The sequence below is a fragment of the Bacillus cereus group sp. Bce041 genome (genome assembly GCF_052646455.1).
On record NZ_JBQXON010000001.1, the window covers coordinates 239,890 to 266,204 of the forward strand.

The following is a 26,315-nucleotide window of genomic DNA, read 5'->3' on the forward strand; positions in this document are numbered from 1 at the left end:
TGTGACAACACAAGCTCCCTTATTTTTCACTTTTCAAATCCACACGATTGTCATAAAAGCTAAAATTGTAATTAACCCTATTAGCAGACCAGAGTAAAGAAAGAAACTTGCTGCTTCATGTCCTTTATGACTCATATGCATAAAATAATACAATTGAAAAATTACTTGTACCACTGCTAATAGTAAAATAAACGGTACAGAGAAAATCGGACTAAAAGTTTTTGGATACGCCACCGCTACAAATGCAACTAATGTTAAAAAAATCATTAATGCAAACGTAATAACTTGATGCCTCATTTCCTCCGCACTTTTTCTCTTCCGATAAACAAGATCAACTTTAGAATTATTCGTTTGCTTTATCGCCATTGTTTATCCCACCATTCCCATTAAATATACTACAGTGAAAATAAACACCCAAACTACGTCAATAAAGTGCCAATAAATCGATGCAACATAAAACTTCGGTGCATTGTATAAATTTAGACCTCTCTTCGCATTTCTAAAGATTAATGTTAGAATCCAACATAACCCAAACAATACGTGGAGTCCATGTGTACCAACAAGAGCATAAAACGCAGAGCCAAACGCACTACTTCTCATAGTATGCTTAAATTCATGTGTATAATGATAAAACTCATATATCTCAAACCCTAAAAACCCTAAACCTAGCAATACTGTTACTAGTAACCAAAGCTGCATTTTCTTAAAGTTAAAGTTTTTCATGTGATACATCGCATATACACTCGTTAAGCTACTCGTTAATAAAAGCATCGTCATAATGAAAACGAGTGGCATTTGGAACATCTCTTGAGATGTTGGTCCACCATTTGTAGAATTCTTTAACGCTAAATATGTTCCGAATAAGGAAGCGAACAACACTGTTTCGCCTCCAAGAAATAACCAAAAACCGACAAACTTATTTTTCCCTTCAAGGGTTGCTTTTTCAGGCTCTGCTGGAAATGTTTCATTCGTTAATTTTTCATCTACATGCATTATGCCTTGCCCCCCTTATCCTCTAAATCTTCTTTATGAATATGATACCCATGATCATCAATTACTGAACGTAGGAACATTGCGCCAAATGTAATGATTAAACCAATAATTGCTACTAATAACCAGAACTTATCTTTTCCGCCCTGCATATACATCGCACCAAATGCCGCTATAAACAATCCGAAAGAAATGACAAATGGTGAAAACGAAGGATTTGGCATATGAATATCACCAACTGGTTCCGCTGCTGTCATCTCTTTATTACCTTCACGTTTTTCAATCCAAAACGGATCTAATCCGCGAACAAATGGTAATTGTTTAAAGTTATATTCTGGTGTCGGTGCTGGCATTGTCCATTCTAATGTACGTGCATCCCACGGATCACGACCAGCTTTTTCTTTTGATACTGTCGTTTTAATTACATTGAATAGAAGAACAATCGTTCCAAGAGCCATAAACACCGCTCCGATGGAACTAATCATATTCCCCATTTCCAACCCTTGCCCTTCAAGATATGTGTAGTAACGGCGTGGCATACCAATCAAGCCAAGGAAATGCTGAATAAAGAACGTTAAATGGAAGCCGATAAAGAATAGCCAGAACGTTATCTTTCCTAATGTTTCATTTAATACTTTATTAAACATCAGTGGCCAATAATAATGAGCTCCTGCAAGTAAACCAAATACAACACCGCCAACGATTACATAATGAAAATGCGCTACTACGAAATAGTTATCATGAAATTGATAATCAGCTGGTGCAGATGCTAGCATAACCCCTGTAACTCCACCCATTACGAATGATGGAATGAAAGCTACTGCCCACATCATTGGTGTCGTAAAACGAATACTTCCGCCCCACATTGTAAAGAGCCAGTTGAATATTTTGATACCAGTTGGAACCGCAATCGCCATTGTTGCGACCGAGAAAATAGCATTAGCAACTGGACCAAGTCCAACAGTAAACATATGGTGCGCCCATACCATAAATCCTAAAAATCCAATTAATACAGTCGCAAACACCATCGATGAATAACCAAACAATCGTTTTTTCGAAAATGTCGCGAAGATTTCTGAGAATATTCCGAAAGCTGGGAGTATAAGAATGTATACTTCTGGATGACCGAAAATCCAGAATAAATGCTCCCATATAATTGTATTCCCGCCCAATGCCGGATTAAAGAAACTTGTTCCAAATAAACGATCTAACATTAAAAGTCCTAATCCTACAGTTAACGGCGGAAAAGCGAATAATATAAGCGAAGATGTTACAAATGTCGTCCATGTAAACATCGGCATACGCATGTACGTCATTCCTGGCGCCCGCATATTAATAATGGTTACAAGGAAGTTAATACCTCCAATTAATGTACCAATACCTGAGATTTGCAAGCCGAGTACATAGAAATCAACACCATGACCTTTAGAGGCTAAAGCTAAAGATGCATAAGATGTCCATCCTGCATCAGGTGCTCCACCTAAAAACCAACTTAAATTTAAAAATACTCCACCAAAGAAAAATAACCAAAATCCGAGTGAATTCAAAAACGGGAACGCTACATCACGTGCACCAATTTGAAGTGGTACAGCGGCGTTCATAAATGCAAACACGAGTGGCATAGCTGCGAGGAAAATCATTGTTGTACCGTGCATCGTTAATACTTGATTATAAGCATCCCCAACAAGAAAAGCGTTGTTAGGAATCGCTAATTGAAGGCGAATAAATAGAGCTTCTATTCCGCCTATTACAAAAAACAATCCACCTGCAATTAAATAGAGAATGGCAATCTTTTTATGGTCTACTGTCGTTAAATAATCCCATATGACAGCACCCATCCCCTGTTTTTTTGCTACAGAACTCACGTTTTCAACCTCCCCTTCGCGAATAATCCCTCTTTACTTTTCAACTTTTAACGTTTGTAAGTATGCATTTAATGCATCAATTTGATCATCCGTTAAGTTGCCATATTTGCCAGTCATTTTGTTTCCTGGCTTCATATTTTCAGGATCTTTCAGCCATTTTTTTAAGTTTTCTTCATTGTTTTCGGCAATACCGGCAACCATATCGCGATCCGCAAAGTTTGCTAAGTTTGGTGCGATACGAGCGGAAGGTGGTCTACTATCATTAGATCCAACTGCATGACAACCAATACAGCTTTTATTAAATATTTCTTGGCCCTCTTGCGCCTTTGTTGAAGCTACTTCTTTCTTCCCATCAATCTTCTTCATATCAGCAAGCCATTTTTTGTACTCGCTTTCATCTAAAGCTTTCACTTTAAATTGCATTAAAGAATGTGATGGGCCGCAAAATTCTGTACAAAAACCATTATAAGTGCCCGATTTATCTGCCTTTAACCACATTTTGTTCACATTGTCTGTATTTGTATCCATTTTCCCTGCTAAAGATGGAACCCAAAATGAGTGTTTAATATCGGCACCCTTCAAATTTAAATACACTTTCTTACCTGTGGGGATGACCAAATCTTGCGAAGTTACTATCTTTTCTGATTTATAAGAAAATTCCCACCAATAAAGATTCGCTGTTACATCAACAACGATAGTATCTTTATCAATATTCTTTTTCTCCATCGCACTTACATCAGCAAGTTTGAATGTATATGTAACTGTTGGAACAGCTAAGATTAGTAAAAGAATAATCGGAATAACTGTCCATATAATTTCTAGCTTGTGATTCCCTTCAACTTGCTCTGGAATATAATCTTCCTGACCTTTCTTTTGTCGGAAACGCACAATTACATATAAGAAAATAATAGTAACTACTAGTACTACTCCTACCATGATTGCACTCGCCAGTAGAAGTAAATCATATTGCATTTTTGCTACTTCTCCTTGCGGAATTAAAGTAGATTGAAAGGCTTTACCGCATCCCCCTAACAGTAAAGCCAGCAGTGAAACGAACGAAAGCAGTCGCCACTGTTTCTTCATACAAACAACCCCCACTTTCCTTGTGAATTAGATTGTACTTTATAGTTAAGTAAAGTAAATCTCAACGTAAAGAAATCCAATTATGTCGTTGTCTTAGAAGAATGTAACTACAATCATTGATACAAATAAGATTGTTAAATAATTTAGGGAATAAACAAACATTTGCACGGACCATTTGATGTCATCTTTCTTACGGAAGCCATAAAATCCTAAAACGATCCATCCGATGTTAAGCAGTGTTGCAATTACCATAAATGTTATCCCTAGTCCACTCATATAAAATGGTAGTGGTAATAAACATACTGTCCAAATCATAATTTGGCGTTTCGTAATTTCAAATCCATGAACTACAGGAAGCATTGGAATTCCTGCATTTCGATATTCATCAACACGTTTCATTGCTAATGCAAGGAAATGTGGGATTTGCCAAATAAACATAATTAAAAATAACATCCAAGCAATTGGATGGCCTAAAGATGGATCGATTGCTGCCCATCCAATTAAAGGAGGAACTGCACCAGATATACTACCTACAACAGTATTTAGTGTATACTTTCTCTTTGTCCATAAACTATATAGAACAACATATGTGAAAGCACCAATAAATCCCATTAAGACTGCCATTGGTGTTGTTAATAATAAAAATACAAAACCAAGAAGTAATATGACTAGTCCAAATGTAAGTGCAAATCCTGGTTTATACTTTCCAGTAACCGTTGGACGGGTCTTTGTTCTTTCCATTAATGGATCGATGTCTCGATCAATGTAGTTGTTTAAACAACATACCCCTGCCATAACTAATCCAGAACCAACGATTGTAAAGAATAACTTATCCAGATTGTCCATTACACTTAATCCATTAAAGTGTAATGCCAACCAAAATCCTGTAAATACAGTAAGTGTATTTGAGTTTACAATCCCCATTTTAACGAGTGCTTTTAAATCTTGTAACCGAGTTGTTTCCGGTACACTTGTAACAGCGGACTCATCATGCAGCTCACTTGTTGCATGGTTCATCACTCTAACCCCCTCTTAAAACTTTCATCTTTCTTTTTGCGCATATTTCAAATGAAATAATTCGCTTCTATATAGCAATATTATTACAGTAGAAACATTGTTAACCCATTCTACTACTAATCTACGCCCATACTCCAATATATTAAATCATATTTCCCGAACATTTTGTGAAGAAAACATGAACTTTTTGTGTCGAATATAAAAAACTTCATTCTGACTTGTCCTTATCATAACATGATGTTACCTTCTATAATAAACTATTTTGTCTTATTTAACACGTATTCTCCCCATTTCTTTTCAAAATAGCCTATTTTCCACCTAAAATTTTCCTTAGGAACCCTGTTTTTACACCTATTTTCTCCCCCTTTCCTTCCCCCTCCATTTCTTTGCTATTTTATTATTTTTTATATATCATAGGAACTAGCGCGTTTTATTCTATACATAATGGAATGAAAATATTTCGCAATAACTTCATAGCAGAAAGATGGTGAAAGAGATTGCAACGCTTTATTAAATGGTTAGCAGTCATTACAAGCCTTGATTTATTAATAGTTTTATTAGGAGGCGCTTTAGTTACAAAAACAGGTTCTGGTCAAGGTTGTGGTAAATCATGGCCACTTTGTAACGGTGAATTTGTTCCATCTAATTTATCAATGGAAACTATTATTGAACTTAGCCACCGATTAACATCCGGATCAGCTGGAATTCTTGTCACTCTCCTTTGTATTTTGTCCTGGAAATATTATAAACATGTGCGTGAAACAAAAACGTTAGCAATTTTATCCTTCGTATTTTTAGTTGCACAAGCATTAATGGGAGCAGCAGCAGTTGTTTGGGGCCAAATGCCAGCTGTACTTGCTATCCACTTCGGTATTTCCTTAATTTCATTTGCTTCTGTCATTTTATTAACGTGTCTTATCTTTGAAATTGACCAAAAATTTGATGCACGTTCACTTATTATGGACAAAAAAATGAAAATTCATATTTATGGTGTAACAATTTACAGTTATATCGTCGTCTACACAGGTGCTTTAGTACGTCACGAACGAGCTAGCTTAGCCTGTCCAGACTTTCCTTTATGTAGCAAAAACAGACCTATGCCAACTCAACTACATGAATGGGTTCAAATGGGCCATAGAGTTGCAGCAATGTTAATTTTCGCTTGGATACTATACGCGATGATTCTCGCTATTCGCCATTACAAACAGCAACCTGTCGTATATTGGGGATGGATCATTTCATTTATCCTTGTTACACTTCAAGCTGTAGTAGGAGTTTTAGTTGTATTTACAAACGCTAGTTTAGCAATGGCATTGTTACATTCTCTATTCATTTCTTGCTTGTTTGCCGTACTATGCTATTTAGTTATGTTAGGAACAAGAAGTAAAGTGAATGCAAAAGAAGCCGAATTAACTTCTAAACAAACAAAATAATTTAAAACTAAAATCCCTTGCCGAATTGGCAAGGGATTTTTTGCAATAAAAAAAGAGCTGTATTTTACACAGCTCTTTTTTTATTTTAGTGATCTAATTCAATAAGTAAATCACCCGTTTGAATTGCATCACCATCGTTAACATATACTTTCTTCACTTTACCATTGAACGGCGCTTGAACTGTCGTTTCCATTTTCATCGCTTCTGTAATTGCCATAGAATCGCCTTTTTTCACTTCATCGCCTTCTTTTACAACTACTTTAATTACCGTTCCTGGCATCGTTGCACTAATATGATTTGGATTCTCACGGTTTCCTTTCACACGTTGTGCAACTGTTGCTTTTACACTCTCGTCTTTCACGATAATTTCACGTGGTTGACCGTTAAATTCCAAGTAAAGGACACGATTTCCATCCGGCTGAGGTTCTCCAATTGATACTAGTTTAACCATCAATGTTTTACCCTGTTCAATTTCTACATCAATTTCTTCACCTAGTCTCATACCATAGAAGAACGTCGGTGTATCAAGTACAGATACATTTCCATAAAGCTCAGCAACTTTTTCATAATCCATAAATACTTTTGGATATAAAGCATATGCAACTACATCAAAAATCGTTACTTCGCGTCCAAGTTTATGGAATAATTCTTCTTTTAATGCTTCGAAATCTACTGGCTCTAGTAATTCACCTGGTCTTACTGTTAACGGCTCTTTCCCTTTTAAAATAATCTTTTGTAATTCTTTCGGGAAACCACCATACGGTTGACCTAAATCACCAGAGAACATTTCAACAACAGACCCTGGGAAGTCCATCGCATGTCCACGCTCTAAAACATCTTGTTCTGTCAGATGGTTTTGAACCATAAATAATGCCATATCACCAACAACTTTTGATGATGGCGTTACTTTTACAATATCTCCAAACATGTCATTCACACGGCGGTACATTACTTTCACTTCATCGAAGCGATCTCCTAAACCAACCGCCTTCGCTTGTTGCTGAAGATTACTATACTGCCCACCCGGCATTTCATGCATATATACCTCTGTATGCGGCGCATTCATACCACTTTCAAATGGTGCATAGTATTTGCGTACATCTTCCCAATAATGAGATAGTTTTTCTAAAGAATCTATATTAACATCTGGTTGTCTTTCGTTTCCACCTAATGCATAGTATAGCGTGTTCGCACTTGGTTGTGACGTTTGACCAGCCATAGAACTCACTGCTACATCGACGATATCAACACCCGCTTCAATTGCCTTCGTATACGTTAATATACCATTTCCACTCGTATCGTGCGTGTGCAGATGAATTGGAATCGACACTGTCTCTTTTAATGCAGAAACTAAATCATATGCTGCATTTGGTTTTAATAAGCCCGCCATATCTTTAATACCTAAAATGTGAGCTCCTGATGCTTCTAACTCTTTTGCTAAATTTTTATAGTAATTTAAATCATATTTACTACGCAGTGGATCATGGATATCCCCTGTGTAGCACATTGTTGCTTCTGCAATTTTACCAGTGTCTCGTACAGCGTCAATTGCAACTCTCATGCCTTCCACCCAGTTTAAGCTATCAAAAATACGGAATACATCAATGCCTGCTTGAGCAGAACATTCCACAAATTTTTGAATTAAATTATCTGGATAGTTTTTGTATCCAACTGCGTTTGAAGAACGAAGTAACATTTGGAATAAAACGTTCGGCATTTTTTCACGAAGATCTAGTAATCGTTCCCATGGATCTTCTTTTAAGAAACGATACGCAACGTCAAACGTTGCACCGCCCCACATTTCCGCTGAGAATAGGTTCGGTAACATTCTCGCTGTTGGCTCCGCAATTTGATGTAAATCTTTTGTACGAATACGAGTTGCAAGTAATGACTGGTGTGCATCACGGAATGTTGTATCCGTTAAAAGTACACGTTTTTGATCCTGTACCCATTTTACTAATCCGTCCGCTCCACGCTCGTCCAAAATTTGTTTCGTTCCATTTTGGATTGGCTCTGAATGTTTTAAACATGGAATACGAGCATCTGGGAATATTGGTTTTTCTTTTTTACCTACTCCTGGGAAACCATTTACTGTTACTGTACCAATGTAATTTAACATTTTCGTTCCACGGTCTTTACGTTTCGGGAACAAGAACAATTCAGGTGACGCATCGATAAATGAAGTATCATATTCTCCTGATAAGAAGTTTTTATGTTTTACTACATTCTCTAGGAATGGAATATTTGTTTTAATACCACGAATACGGAATTCTTTTAAGTTACGTTCCATTTTTGCAGCAGCTTGCTCAAAAGTAAGTGCCCAAGTTGTAACTTTTACAAGTAAAGAATCGTAGTACGGTGTAATAACTGCACCTTGGAAGCTATTTCCTGTATCAAGACGTACACCAAAACCACCGCCTGATCGATACGCCATAATTTTTCCTGTATCCGGCATAAAATTATTTAGCGGATCTTCAGTTGTTACACGAGATTGAATTGCAAATCCATGTACAACTACTTCCTCTTGCTTCGGAACACCTACCATTTTGCTATGTAATGAATGTCCATCAGCTATTAAAATTTGTGATTGAACAATATCTACTCCCGTAATCATTTCTGTAATCGTATGTTCTACTTGAACACGTGGATTTACTTCAATAAAGTAAAACTCATCATCTTTTACAAGGAATTCTACTGTTCCTGCATTTAAATAATTTACATTTTTCGTTAACTTCACAGCAGCATCACAAATACGCTGACGCAGATCATCTGAAAGTGATACACTCGGTGCAATTTCTACAACTTTTTGATGACGACGTTGTACAGAACAGTCACGCTCGTATAAATGAACAACATTGCCTTCTTCATCTGCTAAAATTTGTACTTCTATATGTTTAGGTTTTTCAACGAATTTTTCGACGTAAACTTCATCATTACCAAAGGCTGCTTTCGCTTCTGATTTCGCTCGATTATATGATTCTCCTAATTCCTCACTAGTACGCACAATACGCATACCACGACCGCCACCCCCAAGGGATGCTTTAATAATAATCGGGTAATCATACTTTTCAGCAAATTTTTCGACTTCTTCTAATGAATTTACTGGACCATCACTACCAGGTATAACTGGAATTTGTGCTAGCTGCGCTTGTGTTCTTGCTTTCACTTTATCTCCAAACATATCTAAATGCTTACTTTTCGGACCGATAAAGATAATTCCTTCTTCTTCACAACGTTTAGCGAATTGAATATTTTCTGACAAGAAACCATATCCAGGGTGGATTGCATCTACATGATTACTTTTTGCAATCTCAATAATGCCTTCAATATCTAGATAAGCATCAATTGGTTTTTTTCCTTCCCCAACTAAATAGGACTCATCGGCTTTATAGCGATGATAAGAACCACTATCCTCTTTAGAATAGATTGCAACTGTTTTTAATCCAAGTTCCGAACAAGCTCGAAACACACGAATTGCAATCTCTCCACGGTTAGCTACCAATACTTTTTGAATACGTTGCAGCTTTGTCATGATTTTCCCCCTCTACTTTCCTACCACTCTAGAGATAAAATATATACACACCTTAAAAAGCGTGAAGTTCTTCACTTTCCACATTATATTATACTTAGAAAGCTTCACTTTATTTTTATCCATCATACCTTATTTTTTAACAAATGATAAGTTTTCTGTGCAATTTGTTTCACAAAAATAGTATAGCATACCTCTTCCTTTTCTAACAACTTAATTGTATATCACATTTAACTTAATGTGATATATCTTTTAACTGAAAGAGAAATTAGTACATCATATTTAAAACTACTTAAAAATAAAAACACATCATGCTCTAAAGCACAATGTGTTTTTATTTTACAACTACAAGATGTGGTCCATTTTGTTCTTTTTCTTTCATTAATCCATTCTGTTGTTTCTCTTGTCGTTTCACGTGACTAGCAATATTGAGTAGTATCCCCATCGCAAGTAGATTAGCTAATAAAGAACTACCACCGTAACTGACAAACGGTAATGGTACTCCGGTAAGTGGTATTACTCCAGACATACCACCAACATTAATAAACGTTTGAACTCCAAACAAGCTTGCAATTCCGATAGCTATTAAACTTCCAAATGGATCTGTACACTTTTGTGCGACTCTAAATGATCGAATAATTATAAGCAATAAACAAATCAAAATGATTGCTACGCCTATAAAACCAAGTTCTTCCGATATAATTGCCATAATAAAATCCGTTTGTGGTTCTGGTAAATAACCATACTTTTGCACACTATTTCCTAATCCCCTACCATTAAGCCCTCCAGAAGCAATTCCAATAAATGAATTCACCAATTGGAATCCATCCTTTTGAGGATCATTAAACGGATCAAGGAAAACAGAAAAACGTGCCTTTTGATATGGATTTAATGCATAATTGCCAAGAAGATATAGTGCCGGAATCCATACTATAGAAGTTAAAGCAATTCGTTTAATCCATAAGTTAACCTGTACTCCCGAACAAAGGAACATAATTCCTACTGTTCCTGCAATTAACAAATCAGTACCTAAATCATTTTGCTTTAATATTAAAAACATGATTATACCAACACCAATAAGTACTGGACCTGACCCTTTGGAAACAGGTGTATTCGTTTCTTGTCTTTTGGCAAAGAAATGAGCTAAGACGAGAATAACTGTTATCTTAACAAATTCTGCAGGCTGTATTCCAAATATCCACCCGTTTGCACCGTTTACTTTCTTAGTGAAAAAGGCAGCTGCTGCTAATAATGCAACACTAATTCCATAACTCCCCAATAAAAAGATTCGTTTTCTCCACACTTTATATGGGATAATAGCAAGAATTATTAATAACACTGTTCCAGCAGCTAAAGTAATTAATTGTCTTTTAAAAAAGAAATTTGCTGGTTTATCAAATCGCGAAATCGCAACAATGGAACTAGAACTATATACCATTATTACTCCCAGCACACATAAGATAACAAGAGGAAGTAACAATGAATAATCCATTGATTTCCATACTTTTTTCATTTCATTTCCTCTTTCTGTTTCAATTTAATTATTGTTGTATTCCATATGTATATTGATTCTTCCTGCTTTATTATACAAATAAAAAGCTCAAACTAATTTAGTTTGAGCCCCCTTATTTGAACCCGTTATTGTTGTTTGTTTGTAAATGCTTCATGAAGTGCAGACAACTCACGTTCGAGCTCACCTAACATTGCTTTCCCTTGTTCTTCTGCAATAAGACCAAGGCGAACTGCAAAATCGACCTCGCGGGATAGTCCAAACATTTGTGTGTCTAACACTTCTTCATATAATGGACATTGCGGCATTGTAAGATGGTCCATTTGCACCTTAATAAGTCTTAAAATCTTCTCTGCATCCGCTTGTAGAAGGGCTAGTGCCTTTTCCTGATGATTTGCTACTGTCTCAGACGCCAAATTGATTCCCTCCGTTTCCGTCCTACTCTCCTCTATCCTATCTATTAATATTAGCGATAGTTTTAATAAATTGCAATAGAAACATTTTTTGTGACAACAGTGTCTAATGCTATTATACTGAAAAGTGGGAGTATAACACAAATGGGGGAACAACAATGAGCGAAATTTTATTTATTAACGGAAAAGTACGTTTTCCAATCACTATTGATCCAACTGTTTGGATCTTTGATGATCGAAAAGTAGATTTGACAACTTACTTTGATGAAACTAGAGAAAACACGTCTGAACTAGAAACTTATTTAAAAAACACTTCAGAACATTGGGATCGTGAAATTCGTGATGGTGCTGCCTTCCCACCGATACAACAAAGTGTAAAGAAATATAAAAAAGAACAGCTGATTACTGGAACATTTGGTATACCATTTCATCCATTCCTTGCTAACGCTGAAATTTTAGAGGACGCTACGCAAGTTGAAATTGAAACGGTAGATCATACAATGACACTTCCATTAGAAACTGTCAAAAATGCTATACTAGGCTTTTCAAAAGAAGGAAAACCATTAAAAGAAGACGGGCCTGTTCATCTCTATTTCAATGATGGATCTAATCAACAAAATCCAATCCGTAACATCCGTAAATTTACAATTATTTAAAGAAAAGGAGTGAGCTTAAGCTCACTCCTTTTTACAATAAATCTGCTGCTAGTTGAGCTAAATTAGATCGCTCCCCTTTAACAAACTTCACATGACCACTAATACGCTGTTCTTTAAACTTCTCTACAACATACGTTAAGCCATTATTATATTCATCTAAATATGGGTGATCAATTTGCTGAGGATCTCCCATCAATACAATCTTACTCTTTTCCCCTACCCTAGTTAATATCGTCTTCACTTCATGCTTTGTTAAATTTTGTGCTTCGTCAATGATAATGAACTGATCTGGAATACTTCTCCCGCGTATATAAGTAAGGGCTTCTACTTCAATCGAACCCATTCCAGCTAAAATAGCATCTAACTCTCCTGGCTTTTTCGTATTAAATAAATACTCTAGGTTATCAAAAATTGGCTGCATCCATGGTCTTAATTTTTCTTCTTTTTCTCCTGGTAAATAACCGATATCTTTTCCGACTGGAACAATTGGTCTTGCCACAAGTAATTTTTTATATAACCCTAAGTCTTCTGTTTGCATAAGTCCCGAAGCTAACGCAAGTAACGTTTTTCCTGTGCCGGCTTTCCCCGTTAACGTTACAAGCGGAATATCTTCACGAAGCAACAATTCTAATCCCATAATTTGCTGCACGTTTCGTGGTCGTATCCCCCACACTTGTTCATTGTGAAAAATAAGTTTCTTTACCTTCTTCCCTAAGTGATCCACAATGCCAAGCGCAGAACTAGAGCCCCCTAATGCATCTTTCATTACTACAAATTGATTTGGGTAAAAAGGATGATTCGCAATTTCAGATAGAGGCAATTCACCTTTCTCATAAAAATAATCCAATTGTTCTTTTGATATATATCCTTCTAAAAAACCAGAATATATATTTTCTACTTCAATTACGCGATCACTTAAATAATCTTCAGCCTTCAAACCAATTGCATCAGCTTTTACCCTTACGAGTACATCTTTACTTACTAAAATAACAGACTTCCCGTCCTCTTTTTCCTGTTCTTCTAAAGATAGATTTTTTGCTACAGCTAAAATTCGATTATCATTTGTTTTTTCTACAAAAATATCTTGTAGTTGCACAAATGAACGATGGTTCAATTCAATACGAAATGTTCCGCCGTTTTCTAGCGGGATACTTTCATGCAGCTTTCCTATTTCACGAAATTTATCTATTAACTTAGATACATAACGAGCGTTTCTTCCTACTTCATCCATATAACGTTTTTTCGAATCAACCTCTTCTAATACAACTGCTGGAATCACTACTTCATTGGTTTCAAATGAAAAAATAGATAAAGGATCCTGCAAAAGTACATTCGTATCTAACACATAAATTTTATCCAACCTGTTACCCCCTGACTCCACTTTTAAATTTGTAGAACAAGGGTTTCATCCATAAAATATGGACGAACCATTGTTATAATTATATGTACCGTGTAAACGAGGTAGAATCGAAAATCATAGTCATTAAACCTTTTATTTATTCTTTATTCATTTCTATTCAATATATTACTTTTTATTATAATTATTAACGTTAAATCACAATAACCGACTACAAAAGTGAATAAACGAATTTCTTATTTAGCATCTTTATAATTCTCTTATCCCTACTAACACTTCGTTATCCAGCTTTTTCGCTGCCCGAAGATCATATGTTTTTTCATATGTTGGTTCAATTGCAAGTTTCGCTCCATAAAACATAACATCACGCACTTCTTGCACCTTTACTTCTATTACAGTTAATTTTAGAGAAATACCTTCCATTCTATCTGTCAAAATTTCACCTGCACCACTTATAGAAAATACGGATTCATTCGCCATTATAGTCAATACCACACCTGTATTATGACGTATATTTTCCACAATACGTGAACGTTGATCTACTGCAAATCGAATACTAGTTTCACTCACTGCATACACCCAAGAAATAGCACTTACGTTAGGAACTTGTTTTTCGAAATCTGTCGTTGCTATCATAACAATACACTCTTTACGCAACGTTTGTACTAAATCCTCTGTTAAGGTAGGCTCTACTACATTCGCCATATTTTCACCTCCAAATATACTTGGTATATCCTTATCATAACTTATTTTTTGAATTGCGAAAATATTATTTTTTCCCACTATTATTCAAAAACATTATACTTCCATGATATACTTATACTGATAGAATTCGTATTGAGGTGACGAAATGAGAGTCAAATGTATGATTTGTGATAAAAAAGATATGTTAGATGATGAAAATCCTATGGCAAAAAAACTGCGTAATCGCCCTATTCATACATATATGTGCATGGAATGTTCGGAACGAATTGCAGAGCGTACAATGGAACGTCATGCAAGTGGTAATTTCCGATTATATCGTGATAAAAAAATCGAAGATGATTGGTAAAATGTAAATAAGTCCTTACTCATATAGATAAGGACTTATTTATATTTTTCTGGTTCACGATTCATCTGATCCAAAAAACAATCAATGGCTTCTAACGGAAACCTTGCAGATTTCCGTTCTCCATTTATTTCATATGTAATTAAATACATTTCCTCGTTCTTTTCGACTTCCACATTTCTTAATTTATGTTCTTCATATACCATATTTTGAAATAACAAATATGTTTCTTTTGCAGCACTATCATCTGGACGTGCTTCCGCAACTGTTTTAATTGTTAACCAATTATATAGTGCATCTTGTACTGAACGCATGAAAACTCCCCTTTCTTATCCTGCTTTTTGTTGTTTCGCTTGACGCAAACGCAGTCTATAAATTCCAAGTACAATTGCCGCTACAACAAGTCCTTCTCCAACAGGTAAAAACACAGCAAAAAAGGTTAATACTGTGCATCCAATTGCTAATGATATGTATATCACAATATTTTTTAGTACAGACAACTTTCTAGCAAACCCTAAATTATAAACGAGAGCACTTAATATAATAATCGTCCCATAAAGTAACCACATTCCTAACTCTGGATTTTCATCTACCTTACACAATTTTGCAAAAAAAGACATCCTTTCTAACACACTCTTCCCCCCCTAGCAGTAAAATGCAATTTTCTTTATACACTTAATACAAGAGTAACTCGCAAAAAAAATACTGTCCACAAAAAAGAGTAAATATTCTAAAAAATAAACAAAATAAAAAAACAACGCCCTTTATAAAGGGCGTTGTTTTTTTATTTTTACGCTTCAACAGATTTCTTTTTCTTAGCAGCTCTTTCGCGCTCACTCTTATCCAGAATCTTTTTACGTAGACGAATTGATTCTGGAGTTACTTCACAGAACTCGTCATCGTTTAAGTACTCTAATGATTCTTCTAAAGTCATTAGGCGTGGTTTCTTCATTGTTGAAGTTTGATCTTTCGTCGCAGAACGAATGTTAGTTTGTTGTTTCATTTTCACAACGTTAACTGTTAAGTCGTTCTCACGAGTGTGTTCTCCGACAATCATACCAGCATATACTTCTGTACCTGGTTCAACGAAGATTACACCACGGTCTTCAACTTGCATAATACCGTATTGTGATGCTTTTCCTGTTTCAAGTGAAACTAGAACACCTTGGCGACGTCCACCAACTTGTCCAGCGTGTACTGGTTGGTAGCAATCGAATGTATGGTTTAAAATACCGTAACCACGAGTTAATGTTAAGAATTCTGTTGTGTAACCAATTAAACCACGTGCTGGAACCATGAAAGTAAGGCGAACTTGACCGTTTCCGTTATTCACCATATCTAACATTTCACCTTTACGTGCACCCATAGATTCCATAATAGAACCAGTGTATTCTTCAGGTACATCGATTTGTACGCGCTCTACAGGCTCACATCTTACGCCATCAACTTCTTTAATGATTACTTCTGGCTTAGATACTTGTAATTCATAACCTTCACGACGCATGTTTTCAATTAAGATAGATAAATGTAGTTCCCCACGTCCAGATACGATCCACGCATCAGGAGAATCTGTATTATCTACACGTAAACTTACATCTGTTTCTAATTGTGAACGAAGACGCTCTTCAATTTTACGAGATGTAATGTATTTACCTTCACGACCTGCAAATGGGCTGTTATTTACAAGGAACGTCATTTGTAGTGTTGGCTCATCAATACGTAATAATGGTAACGCATCTTGATGTTCAACTGGACATACTGTTTCACCTACGTTAATGTCTTCCATACCAGAAACGGCTACTAAGTCCCCTGCTTTTGCTTCTTCAATTTCTTGACGTTTTAATCCCATGTAACCGAATAATTTCGTTACGCGGAATTGCTTCACGCTTCCGTCTACTTTCATTAAAGCAACTTGTTGTCCAACCTTCATTGTACCGCGGAATACGCGACCAACTCCAATACGTCCAACGTAGTCGTTGTAATCAAGAAGTGCTACTTGGAATTGAAGTGGCTCTTCGCTGTTATCAATTGGTGCTGGAATATGTTCGATAATTGTATCGAATAATGATTTCATATTCTCTTCTTGATTTGCTGGATTTGAATCTAAGCTTGCTGTTCCGTTCATTGCTGATGCAAATACAACTGGGAACTCTAATTGATCTTCGTTTGCACCAAGCTCAATGAATAAGTCGATTACTTCATCAACTACTTCATCTGGACGAGCAAAGTCACGGTCAATTTTGTTTACAACTACGATTGGAGTTAAGTTTTGCTCAAGAGCTTTCTTTAAAACAAATCGTGTTTGTGGCATACAACCTTCATATGCATCAACAACAAGTAAAACACCATCAACCATTTTCATGATACGTTCTACTTCTCCACCGAAGTCAGCGTGACCAGGTGTATCTAAAATGTTAATTCTTTTATCTTCATAGTGAATCGCTGTATTTTTCGCTAAAATTGTAATACCGCGTTCTCTTTCTAGATCATTTGAATCCATTGCGCGTTCTTCAACGTGTTCGTTCGCACGGAAAGTCCCCGCTTGACGTAATAACTGGTCAACAAGTGTTGTTTTACCATGGTCAACGTGGGCAATAATTGCTATATTACGTAAATCTTGTCGTTTTTTCAACATGTCCAACTCCTAATGTCTTTTTAATCCTTCTCTATTATAAGAGCGAAGGGGATACAATAGCAATTAAAATAAAAGCAAGAATGAAAATATAGTTGTATTCTTACTTTTGTGAAAGTAAAATGAGATTGGAGGGTGAAGAAATGGAACACATTCAATATCGCTTTTTATTAACTGCAATTATCGGTGTTATTTTCTTAATCGGTATCGGCATTATGATTGCTGAAAATAGTCCAATCGGTATTATTATTTGCATTATCGGCACATTTGTTACAGTTGGATACGGTTTTGTAACAAAAAGAAAAATGCGCAAATCACAATAACGCTAAAAAGTAAGAAGCTTATACACAGCCTCTTACTTTTTTTGTTGCTCTCATATAAACGATAACACTTCTTCATACACTCCTGGTTTTGCAACTAACACACTGCTCTTCTCTATGATAGAAAGTGGCGCTCCAGAGAATGTCGTCACCTTACCTCCAACTTCTTCTACAATTATCTGCCCTCCGCCAAAATCCCATGGTGATAATCTCGGCGTTACATATGCATCTATTCTTCCTGTTGCAACGTATACCATCTCTAATGCTGCACAGCCATATGACCTTGTGCCCCTTGCTTTCTTAACAAGTGCCATCATACTTTCCATATTAAGCAATGGATTATCTGTAAGCCATATCGCATTTAAAGCTACAATACCTTGCTCTACAGTTCCTTTTTCCAATGGAGGAATTGATATATCATTACAAAAAGCTCCAGATCCCTTGACTGCATGATATAGCTCATCATGCACTGGATCATATATAAGTCCAATCTTTCCGATACCGTTCTCATAAATCCCAATTGAAATCGCAAAATTTCTTTTTTGATGAACAAAGTTCATCGTGCCGTCAATTGGATCAATTAACCAAACAACCCCGTCAGAAGACGTTATCTCGTCTCCATAACCCTCTTCTCCTAAAATATTATGATTCGGGAATGTTTCTTTAATTTTCCCAATTAAAAACTGTTCTATCTCTCGGTCCATATTTGTAACTAAGTCAGCTGCATTTGATTTTGTTTCTATAATAAGTGCTTTTTTCATTGATGCCATTAAATGCTCTCCTGCATCCCGAATCCACCGTTTGGCGTGTGCATCGATGTCTTTCCATACTTCTTGCATGTTTAAACACTCCGATCTATACTGTTCACAGAAAAAACGAACCCTTTATAAGGTTCGCACCAACTAATTTTTTATACATATACTATTATTACGCTTCTAAGCGAATCATTTCAAGTCTTAATACTTCTAACTTTTGTACACACTCTTCTTTTTTCTGGTTATCATCTTCCATCATCGCATCATATAAAGTTGCTAATTCATAATCTAGCTCCAAACGTAGCACCGGTATTCTCTTTTCAGCATCTGTTCTCTTTAACGCATTAATCACCTGTCTCATATTATTTGCCTCCTCCCAATATTCGTCTGCCCTCGGACTAGAATTAATTCAATTTTCTGATTTTTTGTTTTATACTATACTATGTTGGATAAATCATCTATGCAACAAAATTATATTTTTTTATTTAAATTTTTTTGTGCTGTTTTTTTTATGAATAGTACAAGCTATGCTAAAATAAAAGCAAAATAGGAGTTGGAGGAACAATCATGACAATACAAACATTCAAGTCAACTGATTTTGATGTCTTTACAGTTGATGGTCTCGAAGAACGAATGAGTGCAATTAAAACGAACATTCATCCTAAGCTAGAAGCTTTAGGGGAACAATTTGCAGAATACTTATCCAAACAAACTGATGAGAACTTTTTTTATCATGTTGCAAAACACGCACGCCGCAAAGTCAATCCACCAAACGATACTTGGGTTGCTTTTTCAACAAATAAACGAGGATATAAAATGCTACCGCATTTCCAAATCGGCTTATGGGGTACTCATGCCTTCATATACTTTGGTTTAATCTATGAGTGTCCACAAAAAGTTGAGACGGCTCATGCCTTCTTAGAACATTTAAATGATTTAAAAACAAATATTCCAAATGACTTCGTTTGGTCCATTGACCATACTAAACCAAGTGTGAAATTACATAAAACACTTGAAACCGAAGACTTACAAAAGATGATTGAACGATTAGCTACTGTAAAAAAAGCAGAATTATTAGTTGGTATTCATATATCACCAGAGGAGTTTTCAGCAATGACCAACGAACAATTCCTTGCTAAGATTGAATCTACGATGCAATCACTCCTTCCTTTATATGCACTTTGTAATCGATAGTAGAAAACGGACAATTTATATTGTCCGTTTTTAGTTGTTATCACATTATATCACTTCAGTTTTTATTTTTCAAAATATTTTTTACATTTTTACAAGCTTTTGTTCTTCGACTTCTTTTGCCCTTTGAATAGCACGATATATAGAGTATCCACTTACCTCTTGAAATTCTTTATCAATTTTCTTTTCTTCTGCTTTCGATGGAACAATCTCTTTAAAACGACGATATAAACCCATTAACTCTTCTCTTATAATTCCTTTTTCATAAGCTTTCTCAATCGCTTCATAAAACTTCACCATTGTAACCATTTCCTCATTTGACCAATCATAATCTAACGGATATTGATATTCCATTTTGCACCTCATTTATCATTTCTTCTTGTTTCATTATGCTATCTTAAAGAGAATATTTTATTCTTCATTATAGCCACTCTGCATTATACACTATTTATTCATTTTAATGGAATTGTCTTCCTCTATTCATTAGTTGAGGCTAACTATTAAACATACTCACCTTAAAAATATTTTTTTCTATACATCTATAATTATTGGTGATATAATGCTTTTGTTTTATAGAAAATAAAGTGAAGCTACCATCTCAAAAACGATTTTTTGAATGGCAGAAAAACAAGCCTTATTCTAAAAAGGGCTACACTTTTTTAGAGCAGGATTATATAAAACAAATTACACTAAATATTATGAAGAAGAAGGGGTGTATAGATTGTCCCAATACGAAACACCATTGTTTACCGCTTTAGTTGAGCACAGTAAGCGAAATCCAATTCAATTCCATATTCCTGGTCATAAAAAAGGACAGGGCATGGATCCTACATTTCGCGAATTTATTGGGCATAATGCATTAGCAATTGATTTAATTAATATTGCGCCACTCGATGATTTACATCATCCAAAAGGTATGATTAAAGAAGCACAAGATTTAGCAGCAGCCGCATTCGGTGCAGATCATACTTTCTTTTCTATTCAAGGTACAAGTGGCGCTATTATGACAATGGTGATGAGCGTTTGCGGTCCTGGTGACAAAATCCTAGTACCACGAAACGTGCATAAATCAGTAATGTCAGCTATTATTTTCTCAGGTGCAAAACCGATTTTCATGCATCCTGAAATCGATCCGAAGCTCGGTATTTCTCATGGAATCACAATTCAATCTGTCAAAAAAGCACTTGAAGAGCACTCAGATGCAAAGGGCTTACTTGTTATTAACCCAACGTACTTTGGGTTTGCTGCAGACTTAGAACAGATTGTACAATTAGCACATTCTTATGACATCCCTGTACTAGTCGACGAAGCTCATGGTGTTCATATTCATTTTCACGATGAATTACCTATGTCAGCGATGCAAGCTGGTGCGGATATGGCAGCAACAAGTGTTCACAAATTAGGAGGCTCTTTAACTCAAAGTTCTATTCTTAATGTGAAAGAAGGCTTAGTGAATGTAAAGCATGTCCAATCTATTATTAGCATGCTTACAACTACATCAACTTCTTACATCTTGTTAGCATCCCTTGATGTTGCGAGAAAACGTCTTGCTACAGAAGGAACAGCACTCATAGAACAAACAATACAATTAGCTGAGCATGTTCGTGATGCTATAAATTCTATTGAGCATCTTTACTGTCCTGGAAAAGAAATGTTAGGTACAGATGCTACCTTTAACTATGATCCTACAAAGATAATTGTATCTGTAAAAGATTTAGGTATTACCGGCCACCAAGCTGAAGTATGGCTTAGAGAGCAATATAACATTGAAGTAGAACTCTCAGATCTATACAACATACTATGTCTTATCACTTTGGGAGATACAGAAAGTGATACAAATACACTTATTGCAGCATTACAAGATTTAGCAGCAACATTTAGAAATAGGGCAGATAAAGGTGTTCAAGTACAAGTAGAGATTCCAGAAATTCCAGTGCTAGCACTTTCTCCTCGAGATGCTTTTTATTCGGAAACAGAAGTCATTCCATTTGAAAATGCAGCGGGTCGTATTATAGCTGATTTTGTTATGGTTTATCCGCCAGGGATTCCAATCTTTACTCCGGGGGAAATTATTACACAAGAAAACTTAGAGTATATTCGTAAAAACTTAGAAGCAGGTTTACCTGTACAAGGTCCTGAAGATATGACATTACAAACATTACGTGTTATTAAAGAGTACAAGCCTATCAGTTGATAGGCTTTTTTTTCACCTTTTTTCCTTTTCTTCATACGATACTTAAGAATGTAACGTATAGGTGGGGATACTATTATGATTGTAATAGGCCGTTCTATTGTACATCCTTATATTACAAATGAATACGAGCCATTTGCAGCAGAGAAACAACAAATTTTATCAATAATGGCAGGAAATCAAGAAGTTTATTCCTTCCGAACAGCTGATGAACTCAGCTTTGATCTCAATTTACGAGTTAATATTATTATCTCTGCACTAGAGCTTTTTCAAAGTGGATTTCAGTTTCGTACATTTCAACAATCCTTTTGCAACCCCCAGTATTGGAAAAGAACGTCTCTTGGAGGATTCGAGCTTCTTCCAAACATACCACCTTCTATTGCCATACAGGATATTTTCAAAAACGGAAAACTATATGGAACTGAATGCGCAACCGCTATGATCATTATTTTTTATAAAGCTTTACTATCATTGTATGAGGAAGAAACTTTCAATCGTCTATTTGCAAACCTTTTACTTTATACATGGGACTACGACCAAGATCTAAGGCTCATAACAAAAAACGGTGGCGATCTTGTTCCAGGTGACCTCGTTTACTTTAAAAACCCACAAGTAAATCCAGCTACGATTGAATGGCAAGGAGAAAATACAATCTATTTAGGAAATTTCTTTTTTTACGGGCATGGCGTAGGTGTAAAAACAAAAGAAGAAATTATTTATTCATTAAATGAACGACGAGTCCCTTACGCTTTTATTTCAGCTTTCTTGACCGATACTATTACCCGTATCGATAGTCGTATAATGAGCCAATACGCTTCTTCTAGTACACCACAGACCTCCATAAGCTTTATTCCGATTAGGGATGATGCAATCGTTGCAACAGTTGGTCATACAACTACAATTTATTAAAAAAGCGCCTACACATGTAGGCGCTTTTTCTTATTATTAAGCTTTTGTATGTTCTTTATGGTCACATTCGCAATGAGATCCACATTTCCCGTATAGTACTGTTGATTTTTCATCTTCAAAATGTCCAATTGTTCCTTCACATACTTGGCATACGATTGTTCCCATTTTCATTTCCCCCTGAGTTTTAATAGTAATCTATTTATTTATCATTAAGCTTTCGCATTATCTTTTCTAGCACAGTCACAATTTGTTCCACATTTTCCGTAAAGTACCGTCGTTTTCTCATCTTCAAAATGTCCGATTGTTCCTTCACATACTTGGCATACGATTGTTCCCATTTTCATTTCCCCCTAAGTTTATGGTCCTAAAAACTTTTAGCTGTCCATTTCCTATCAATTATTGGGCTTTTGTATGCTCTGTGTGATCACATCCGCAAGATCCACATTTCCCGTAAAGTACCGTTACTTTCTCATCTTCGAAGTGTGCAATTGTACCTTCACAATCTTGACATACGATTGTTCCCATTTTTCATTTCCCCCTAAGTTTATAATCCCAAAAACTTTTTGTAACCGCTTAACTTTCTGCCTTTATTTTAATATGTTATACTTTTTACGTCAATAGGTTTTTAGTATAACACATTAAATATTTTTAATTTAAATTAGTATGCGATATTAAAATAAAAAAACAGCCATATTTATAAGTACGACTGTTTCACATTAATTATTCTTCATATTCCGCATGTAAAGAAGTTGACGGAACTAGAAATTTGAAAAACTGAGCTAACTCCTTTGCTTCCTCTTCTGATCCTAATTTAAAAATCTCCTGTATATATTGAACATTCTCTACATCATCTCGTCCGAGTAAAGTAGACCTTCCTGTTTGCATACAAACAATGAGCGGCTTTCCAAAAAACATATTTGTATAAATAACACCAAAATCATAACGTGTATCATGTGTCATAAACCCTAAAAATCGTACCTTCACACTTTCATGCTCATCATACAATTTTTCAAACATTGGTTTCCACCTTTCTACATCACGTTTCATTAATAGTATATTAAACAAAACATGTAATACTCCTTTTAATTGTCAAAAAATTCAGTAGGATGTAGAATGATAGTATTCTACTAAGCTAGGGGGAACTTATATGCAACACGCCTTTATTACGCTTGTACCGAAATCCAACCAACAATCAGTTTCAATAGATGATATAAAACAACTTTTTCATTATTATAAAACAGTTACTTCTAAAACTGGTGCCCAAATTAATTACACGTATACAAATACCGCTTTTCCTTATGAAATTTTAGATACATCTACAACAACATTAAAACTTCAATCCACTCACGACCGGTATGACTCAATTTATATTGGTGTTGGTATAGAAAATGAACAATCTTTCATCCAAGTTTCTTTACCACCTAATGCAACATTTGGTGACAAAGGGAAAGCAAATGAATTTTGCCGTTTTTTAGCGAAGAAATTAGAAGGAGAGTTACAATTATTTAATGGAAGAACAATGTATTTTTATAAACGCTAATTTAAAAAATAGATAATATGATTAAAAATAATATACAATTCGAACATGTAAGAAATAAAGCTTGCTTTCTTACGTGCAATACAAAATATGCTATTACATAGGCTAAATATAGAAATACGAAAAAAAGAATAACTTTATAATGAAACTTATCACCATTCGATAATGTTAATACAGTGGAAAAGCCACTCCATAGTAGTAAATGATAAAATATAACATGTAATATTTTCATGGAACCTTCTCCTTTGACATGCTCTATTTTATTAATATATGGGGGTAAGTTTGAATCAATTACATATTATAGGATGATATATATTACCTTCGAAGTAAGTTAAGCCTGAATCATTTGTTAAAGTATTATATATTCATTCGACAAGTACGTTTAAAGACCTTGCAAGTCATTTGATGAAAATAAAAATAGCCCCTCTCTTACAATAAGAGAAGGGCTATTTACATTACTTAAATTATTTTACAATGTGAATTGGCATTCCAAGAGCAACTTCAGCTGCTTCCATTGTGATTTCACCTAATGTTGGGTGAGCATGGATTGTTTGAGCGATATCTTCAGCTGTCATTCCAGCTTCGATAGCTAAACCAATCTCAGAAATAATATCAGAAGCACCTGCACCTGCAACTTGAGCACCTACAAGAAGACCATCTTCTTTACGTGTTACAAGTTGTAGGAAACCGTCAGTGCTGTTTAATGATAATGCACGACCGTTAGCAGCGAATGGGAACTTAGATACAGTTACAGTCATTCCAGCTTCTTCAGCTTGTTTTTTAGTGTAACCAACAGATGCTAGTTCTGGATCAGTGAAGCATACTGCAGGAATTCCGATGTAATCGATAGCTGATGCATGGCCACTAATTGCTTCTACAGCTACTTTACCTTCGTAAGAAGCTTTGTGAGCTAATGGTGGTCCAGGAACGATATCACCGATTGCATAGATGTTTGGTACATTTGTACGACATTGCTCATCGATTTCGATGATGCCGCGGTCAGTCATTTTAACTCCAACTTGCTCAAGACCGATTTCTTGAGTGTTTGGACGACGACCTACAGTTACTAATACGTAATCTGCTTCTACAGTTTGGATTTCACCTTTAACTTCAAAGCTAACTTTTACGCCAGTTTCTGTTTCTTCAACGCCTTTAGCCATAGCTTTTGTATGGATATTTACGTTACCTTTTTTCTGTAGAGCACGTTTAACAACAGAGCTCATAGCTTTTTCGAAACCAGCTAAGATTTCGTCGCCAGCTTCTACTACAGTAACTTCTGTACCGAAGTTAGCATATGCAGTACCTAATTCCATACCGATGTAACCGCCGCCGATTACAACAAGTTTTTTAGGAATTTCAGGTAAGCTTAAAGCACCTGTAGAGTTGATAACACGTTTAGAGTATTTGAATCCTGGAATTTCGATTGGTGTAGAACCAGTTGCAAGAACAGCATTTTTAAACGTATAAGTTTGAGCTGCATCTTCAGTCATAACGCGTAATGTATTAGCATCTACGAAGTAAGCTTCACCGCGAATGATTTCAACTTTGTTACCTTTAAGAAGGCCTTCAACACCGCCAGTTAATTTCTTAACTACGCCGTTTTTCCATTCTTGAACTTTTGTAAAGTCAACTTTTACGTTTTCTGCAGTAATACCCATGTCATCAGAATGCATTGCATTCTCATAACGATGACCTGCATTGATTAACGCTTTTGAAGGAATACATCCAACGTTTAAGCATACGCCACCAAGGTTAGCTTTTTCAATGATTGCTACCTTTTGACCTAATTGTGCTGCACGAATTGCCGCAACGTATCCACCAGGACCTGCACCAACAACGACTGTATCTAATTCAATTGGGAAATCTCCTACTACCATTG

At 35.7% G+C, this 26,315-nt stretch carries 30 protein-coding genes; 8 read left to right on the plus strand and 22 right to left on the minus strand.

The genetic code is table 11. The annotated features are described in order from the left end of the window. Positions 1 to 33: 33 nt before the first annotated feature. From ctaF to ctaB, 5 genes are all read right to left on the minus strand, one after another. Positions 34 to 366 (minus strand): cytochrome c oxidase subunit IVB, encoded by a 333-nt coding sequence (ctaF, locus tag ACUN13_RS01130; protein WP_025689190.1) that lies wholly within the window; start codon positions 364 to 366, stop codon positions 34 to 36. A 3-nt stretch (positions 367 to 369) separates the two neighbouring features. Continuing rightward, the gene (ctaE, locus tag ACUN13_RS01135) at positions 370 to 993 is read right to left on the minus strand and encodes a cytochrome c oxidase subunit III (protein WP_000557861.1); all 624 of its coding nucleotides are present in this window, start codon (positions 991 to 993) and stop codon (positions 370 to 372) included. Continuing rightward, entirely contained in the window at positions 993 to 2,828 is a 1,836-nt protein-coding gene (gene ctaD / locus ACUN13_RS01140; protein WP_153579316.1) for a cytochrome c oxidase subunit I, read from the minus strand. Before ctaD ends, ctaE begins: the two co-directional genes overlap by 1 nt. Positions 2,829 to 2,888: 60 nt before the next feature. Further along, on the minus strand, positions 2,889 to 3,938 hold the full coding sequence (coxB, locus tag ACUN13_RS01145) for a cytochrome c oxidase subunit II (RefSeq protein WP_000745268.1): 1,050 nt from the start codon (positions 3,936 to 3,938) through the stop codon (positions 2,889 to 2,891). Between the two features lie 93 nt (positions 3,939 to 4,031). Continuing rightward, positions 4,032 to 4,955, minus strand: a complete 924-nt coding sequence (ctaB, locus tag ACUN13_RS01150) for a protoheme IX farnesyltransferase (protein ID WP_001015058.1) — start codon at positions 4,953 to 4,955, stop codon at positions 4,032 to 4,034. 497 nt (positions 4,956 to 5,452) lie between these two features. On the opposite strand from ctaB, the gene ctaA reads away from it, so the two are divergent. Further along, positions 5,453 to 6,388: a heme A synthase gene (gene ctaA, locus ACUN13_RS01155; protein ID WP_025689187.1), complete on the plus strand. Its 936-nt coding sequence runs from the start codon at positions 5,453 to 5,455 to the stop codon at positions 6,386 to 6,388. Between the two features lie 85 nt (positions 6,389 to 6,473). Here the strand turns inward: ctaA and pyc are convergent, their stop codons facing one another. The 3 genes from pyc to ACUN13_RS01170 all read right to left on the minus strand — a co-directional run bounded on the left by pyc (position 6,474) and on the right by ACUN13_RS01170 (position 11,843). After that, positions 6,474 to 9,920 (minus strand): pyruvate carboxylase, encoded by a 3,447-nt coding sequence (pyc, locus tag ACUN13_RS01160; RefSeq protein ID WP_000164087.1) that lies wholly within the window; start codon positions 9,918 to 9,920, stop codon positions 6,474 to 6,476. 331 nt (positions 9,921 to 10,251) lie between these two features. Continuing rightward, complete coding sequence (locus ACUN13_RS01165; RefSeq protein WP_025689183.1) at positions 10,252 to 11,430, minus strand: FtsW/RodA/SpoVE family cell cycle protein; 1,179 nt, start codon at positions 11,428 to 11,430, stop codon at positions 10,252 to 10,254. A gap of 125 nt (positions 11,431 to 11,555) precedes the next feature. Next, positions 11,556 to 11,843 carry a YlaN family protein gene (locus ACUN13_RS01170; protein ID WP_000135694.1) on the minus strand — a complete coding sequence of 96 codons (288 nt, stop codon included), beginning with the start codon at positions 11,841 to 11,843 and terminating at the stop codon, positions 11,556 to 11,558. Positions 11,844 to 11,998: 155 nt separating this feature from the next. Here ACUN13_RS01170 and ACUN13_RS01175 point away from each other — a divergent pair, with 155 nt between their 5' ends. After that, positions 11,999 to 12,496, plus strand: coding sequence for a hypothetical protein (locus ACUN13_RS01175; RefSeq protein ID WP_001289809.1), 498 nt, complete (start codon positions 11,999 to 12,001; stop codon positions 12,494 to 12,496). Positions 12,497 to 12,527: 31 nt separating this feature from the next. On the opposite strand, the gene ACUN13_RS01180 is transcribed toward ACUN13_RS01175, so the two are convergent. Continuing rightward, the gene (locus ACUN13_RS01180; RefSeq protein WP_000358083.1) at positions 12,528 to 13,856 is read right to left on the minus strand and encodes a PhoH family protein; all 1,329 of its coding nucleotides are present in this window, start codon (positions 13,854 to 13,856) and stop codon (positions 12,528 to 12,530) included. Positions 13,857 to 14,102: 246 nt separating this feature from the next. Next, positions 14,103 to 14,558, minus strand: a complete 456-nt coding sequence (locus ACUN13_RS01185; RefSeq protein ID WP_000024593.1) for a pyridoxamine 5'-phosphate oxidase family protein — start codon at positions 14,556 to 14,558, stop codon at positions 14,103 to 14,105. A gap of 145 nt (positions 14,559 to 14,703) precedes the next feature. Between ACUN13_RS01185 and ACUN13_RS01190 the strand changes: the two genes are divergently transcribed. Then, positions 14,704 to 14,904, plus strand: a complete 201-nt coding sequence (locus tag ACUN13_RS01190; protein WP_002082250.1) for a YlaI family protein — start codon at positions 14,704 to 14,706, stop codon at positions 14,902 to 14,904. 35 nt (positions 14,905 to 14,939) lie between these two features. On the opposite strand, the gene ACUN13_RS01195 is transcribed toward ACUN13_RS01190, so the two are convergent. From ACUN13_RS01195 to typA, 3 genes are all read right to left on the minus strand, one after another. Beyond that, a complete protein-coding gene (locus ACUN13_RS01195) occupies positions 14,940 to 15,215 on the minus strand; it encodes a hypothetical protein (protein WP_001258151.1) in 276 nt (91 codons plus the stop codon). 15 nt (positions 15,216 to 15,230) lie between these two features. Next, complete coding sequence (locus ACUN13_RS01200; RefSeq protein ID WP_000893662.1) at positions 15,231 to 15,533, minus strand: YlaH-like family protein; 303 nt, start codon at positions 15,531 to 15,533, stop codon at positions 15,231 to 15,233. 158 nt (positions 15,534 to 15,691) lie between these two features. Then, positions 15,692 to 17,536, minus strand: a complete 1,845-nt coding sequence (gene typA, locus ACUN13_RS01205; protein ID WP_000914762.1) for a translational GTPase TypA — start codon at positions 17,534 to 17,536, stop codon at positions 15,692 to 15,694. 140 nt (positions 17,537 to 17,676) lie between these two features. Between typA and ACUN13_RS01210 the strand changes: the two genes are divergently transcribed. Further along, positions 17,677 to 17,856, plus strand: coding sequence for a DUF5325 family protein (locus ACUN13_RS01210; protein ID WP_000400127.1), 180 nt, complete (start codon positions 17,677 to 17,679; stop codon positions 17,854 to 17,856). A gap of 50 nt (positions 17,857 to 17,906) precedes the next feature. Here the strand turns inward: ACUN13_RS01210 and ACUN13_RS01215 are convergent, their stop codons facing one another. Further along, complete coding sequence (locus ACUN13_RS01215; protein WP_001158701.1) at positions 17,907 to 18,692, minus strand: inositol monophosphatase family protein; 786 nt, start codon at positions 18,690 to 18,692, stop codon at positions 17,907 to 17,909. 88 nt (positions 18,693 to 18,780) lie between these two features. Further along, complete coding sequence (locus ACUN13_RS01220) at positions 18,781 to 18,969, minus strand: hypothetical protein (RefSeq protein WP_001250165.1); 189 nt, start codon at positions 18,967 to 18,969, stop codon at positions 18,781 to 18,783. A gap of 206 nt (positions 18,970 to 19,175) precedes the next feature. Between ACUN13_RS01220 and ACUN13_RS01225 the strand changes: the two genes are divergently transcribed. Continuing rightward, entirely contained in the window at positions 19,176 to 19,802 is a 627-nt protein-coding gene (locus ACUN13_RS01225) for a YktB family protein (protein ID WP_000155317.1), read from the plus strand. A gap of 81 nt (positions 19,803 to 19,883) precedes the next feature. On the opposite strand, the gene ACUN13_RS01230 is transcribed toward ACUN13_RS01225, so the two are convergent. Further along, on the minus strand, positions 19,884 to 20,153 hold the full coding sequence (locus ACUN13_RS01230; RefSeq protein ID WP_000456562.1) for a UPF0223 family protein: 270 nt from the start codon (positions 20,151 to 20,153) through the stop codon (positions 19,884 to 19,886). A 367-nt stretch (positions 20,154 to 20,520) separates the two neighbouring features. Between ACUN13_RS01230 and speA the strand changes: the two genes are divergently transcribed. Next, positions 20,521 to 21,993, plus strand: a complete 1,473-nt coding sequence (speA, locus tag ACUN13_RS01235; protein WP_000084899.1) for an arginine decarboxylase — start codon at positions 20,521 to 20,523, stop codon at positions 21,991 to 21,993. A 75-nt stretch (positions 21,994 to 22,068) separates the two neighbouring features. Beyond that, positions 22,069 to 22,899 (plus strand): protein-glutamine gamma-glutamyltransferase, encoded by an 831-nt coding sequence (locus ACUN13_RS01240; protein WP_000635337.1) that lies wholly within the window; start codon positions 22,069 to 22,071, stop codon positions 22,897 to 22,899. Between the two features lie 36 nt (positions 22,900 to 22,935). Here ACUN13_RS01240 and ACUN13_RS01245 read toward each other — a convergent pair whose 3' ends face one another. From ACUN13_RS01245 to ACUN13_RS01260, 4 genes are all read right to left on the minus strand, one after another. Continuing rightward, positions 22,936 to 23,064: a GapA-binding peptide SR1P gene (locus tag ACUN13_RS01245; protein ID WP_000536796.1), complete on the minus strand. Its 129-nt coding sequence runs from the start codon at positions 23,062 to 23,064 to the stop codon at positions 22,936 to 22,938. 44 nt (positions 23,065 to 23,108) lie between these two features. Further along, positions 23,109 to 23,237 carry a GapA-binding peptide SR1P gene (locus ACUN13_RS01250; protein WP_000536803.1) on the minus strand — a complete coding sequence of 43 codons (129 nt, stop codon included), beginning with the start codon at positions 23,235 to 23,237 and terminating at the stop codon, positions 23,109 to 23,111. A 58-nt stretch (positions 23,238 to 23,295) separates the two neighbouring features. After that, the gene (locus tag ACUN13_RS01255; RefSeq protein ID WP_000536778.1) at positions 23,296 to 23,424 is read right to left on the minus strand and encodes a GapA-binding peptide SR1P; all 129 of its coding nucleotides are present in this window, start codon (positions 23,422 to 23,424) and stop codon (positions 23,296 to 23,298) included. A gap of 195 nt (positions 23,425 to 23,619) precedes the next feature. Next, complete coding sequence (locus tag ACUN13_RS01260; RefSeq protein ID WP_000462038.1) at positions 23,620 to 23,916, minus strand: DUF3055 domain-containing protein; 297 nt, start codon at positions 23,914 to 23,916, stop codon at positions 23,620 to 23,622. Positions 23,917 to 24,046: 130 nt separating this feature from the next. Here ACUN13_RS01260 and ACUN13_RS01265 point away from each other — a divergent pair, with 130 nt between their 5' ends. Next, positions 24,047 to 24,439, plus strand: coding sequence for a DUF1885 family protein (locus tag ACUN13_RS01265; protein WP_001163302.1), 393 nt, complete (start codon positions 24,047 to 24,049; stop codon positions 24,437 to 24,439). Between the two features lies 1 nt (position 24,440). On the opposite strand, the gene ACUN13_RS01270 is transcribed toward ACUN13_RS01265, so the two are convergent. Both ACUN13_RS01270 and lpdA read right to left on the minus strand, forming a co-directional pair. Further along, positions 24,441 to 24,668, minus strand: coding sequence for a hypothetical protein (locus ACUN13_RS01270; protein ID WP_000697469.1), 228 nt, complete (start codon positions 24,666 to 24,668; stop codon positions 24,441 to 24,443). A 232-nt stretch (positions 24,669 to 24,900) separates the two neighbouring features. Further along, positions 24,901 to 26,313 (minus strand): dihydrolipoyl dehydrogenase, encoded by a 1,413-nt coding sequence (gene lpdA, locus ACUN13_RS01275; RefSeq protein ID WP_000260104.1) that lies wholly within the window; start codon positions 26,311 to 26,313, stop codon positions 24,901 to 24,903. Positions 26,314 to 26,315: the final 2 nt, after the last annotated feature.

Coding starts and splice junctions, on each gene's coding strand:
- ACUN13_RS01210 (WP_000400127.1), top strand. CDS start 17,677: ATGGAACACATTCAATATCGCTTTTTATTAACTGCAATTATCGGTGTT.
- ctaE (WP_000557861.1), bottom strand. CDS start 993: ATGCATGTAGATGAAAAATTAACGAATGAAACATTTCCAGCAGAGCCT.
- ACUN13_RS01245 (WP_000536796.1), bottom strand. CDS start 23,064: ATGGGAACAATCGTATGCCAAGTATGTGAAGGAACAATTGGACATTTT.
- typA (WP_000914762.1), bottom strand. CDS start 17,536: ATGTTGAAAAAACGACAAGATTTACGTAATATAGCAATTATTGCCCAC.
- pyc (WP_000164087.1), bottom strand. CDS start 9,920: ATGACAAAGCTGCAACGTATTCAAAAAGTATTGGTAGCTAACCGTGGA.
- ACUN13_RS01190 (WP_002082250.1), top strand. CDS start 14,704: ATGAGAGTCAAATGTATGATTTGTGATAAAAAAGATATGTTAGATGAT.
- ACUN13_RS01255 (WP_000536778.1), bottom strand. CDS start 23,424: ATGGGAACAATCGTATGTCAAGATTGTGAAGGTACAATTGCACACTTC.
- ACUN13_RS01220 (WP_001250165.1), bottom strand. CDS start 18,969: ATGAGACAGGTGATTAATGCGTTAAAGAGAACAGATGCTGAAAAGAGA.
- ctaF (WP_025689190.1), bottom strand. CDS start 366: ATGGCGATAAAGCAAACGAATAATTCTAAAGTTGATCTTGTTTATCGG.
- ACUN13_RS01185 (WP_000024593.1), bottom strand. CDS start 14,558: ATGGCGAATGTAGTAGAGCCTACCTTAACAGAGGATTTAGTACAAACG.
- ACUN13_RS01175 (WP_001289809.1), top strand. CDS start 11,999: ATGAGCGAAATTTTATTTATTAACGGAAAAGTACGTTTTCCAATCACT.
- coxB (WP_000745268.1), bottom strand. CDS start 3,938: ATGAAGAAACAGTGGCGACTGCTTTCGTTCGTTTCACTGCTGGCTTTA.
- ACUN13_RS01270 (WP_000697469.1), bottom strand. CDS start 24,668: ATGAAAATATTACATGTTATATTTTATCATTTACTACTATGGAGTGGC.
- ACUN13_RS01265 (WP_001163302.1), top strand. CDS start 24,047: ATGCAACACGCCTTTATTACGCTTGTACCGAAATCCAACCAACAATCA.
- ACUN13_RS01165 (WP_025689183.1), bottom strand. CDS start 11,430: ATGAAAAAAGTATGGAAATCAATGGATTATTCATTGTTACTTCCTCTT.
- ACUN13_RS01195 (WP_001258151.1), bottom strand. CDS start 15,215: ATGCGTTCAGTACAAGATGCACTATATAATTGGTTAACAATTAAAACA.
- lpdA (WP_000260104.1), bottom strand. CDS start 26,313: ATGGTAGTAGGAGATTTCCCAATTGAATTAGATACAGTCGTTGTTGGT.
- ACUN13_RS01230 (WP_000456562.1), bottom strand. CDS start 20,153: ATGGAATATCAATATCCGTTAGATTATGATTGGTCAAATGAGGAAATG.
- ctaB (WP_001015058.1), bottom strand. CDS start 4,955: ATGAACCATGCAACAAGTGAGCTGCATGATGAGTCCGCTGTTACAAGT.
- ctaD (WP_153579316.1), bottom strand. CDS start 2,828: ATGGGTGCTGTCATATGGGATTATTTAACGACAGTAGACCATAAAAAG.
- ACUN13_RS01215 (WP_001158701.1), bottom strand. CDS start 18,692: ATGCAAGAAGTATGGAAAGACATCGATGCACACGCCAAACGGTGGATT.
- ACUN13_RS01250 (WP_000536803.1), bottom strand. CDS start 23,237: ATGGGAACAATCGTATGCCAAGTATGTGAAGGAACAATCGGACATTTT.
- ACUN13_RS01260 (WP_000462038.1), bottom strand. CDS start 23,916: ATGTTTGAAAAATTGTATGATGAGCATGAAAGTGTGAAGGTACGATTT.
- ACUN13_RS01225 (WP_000155317.1), top strand. CDS start 19,176: ATGACAATACAAACATTCAAGTCAACTGATTTTGATGTCTTTACAGTT.
- ACUN13_RS01240 (WP_000635337.1), top strand. CDS start 22,069: ATGATTGTAATAGGCCGTTCTATTGTACATCCTTATATTACAAATGAA.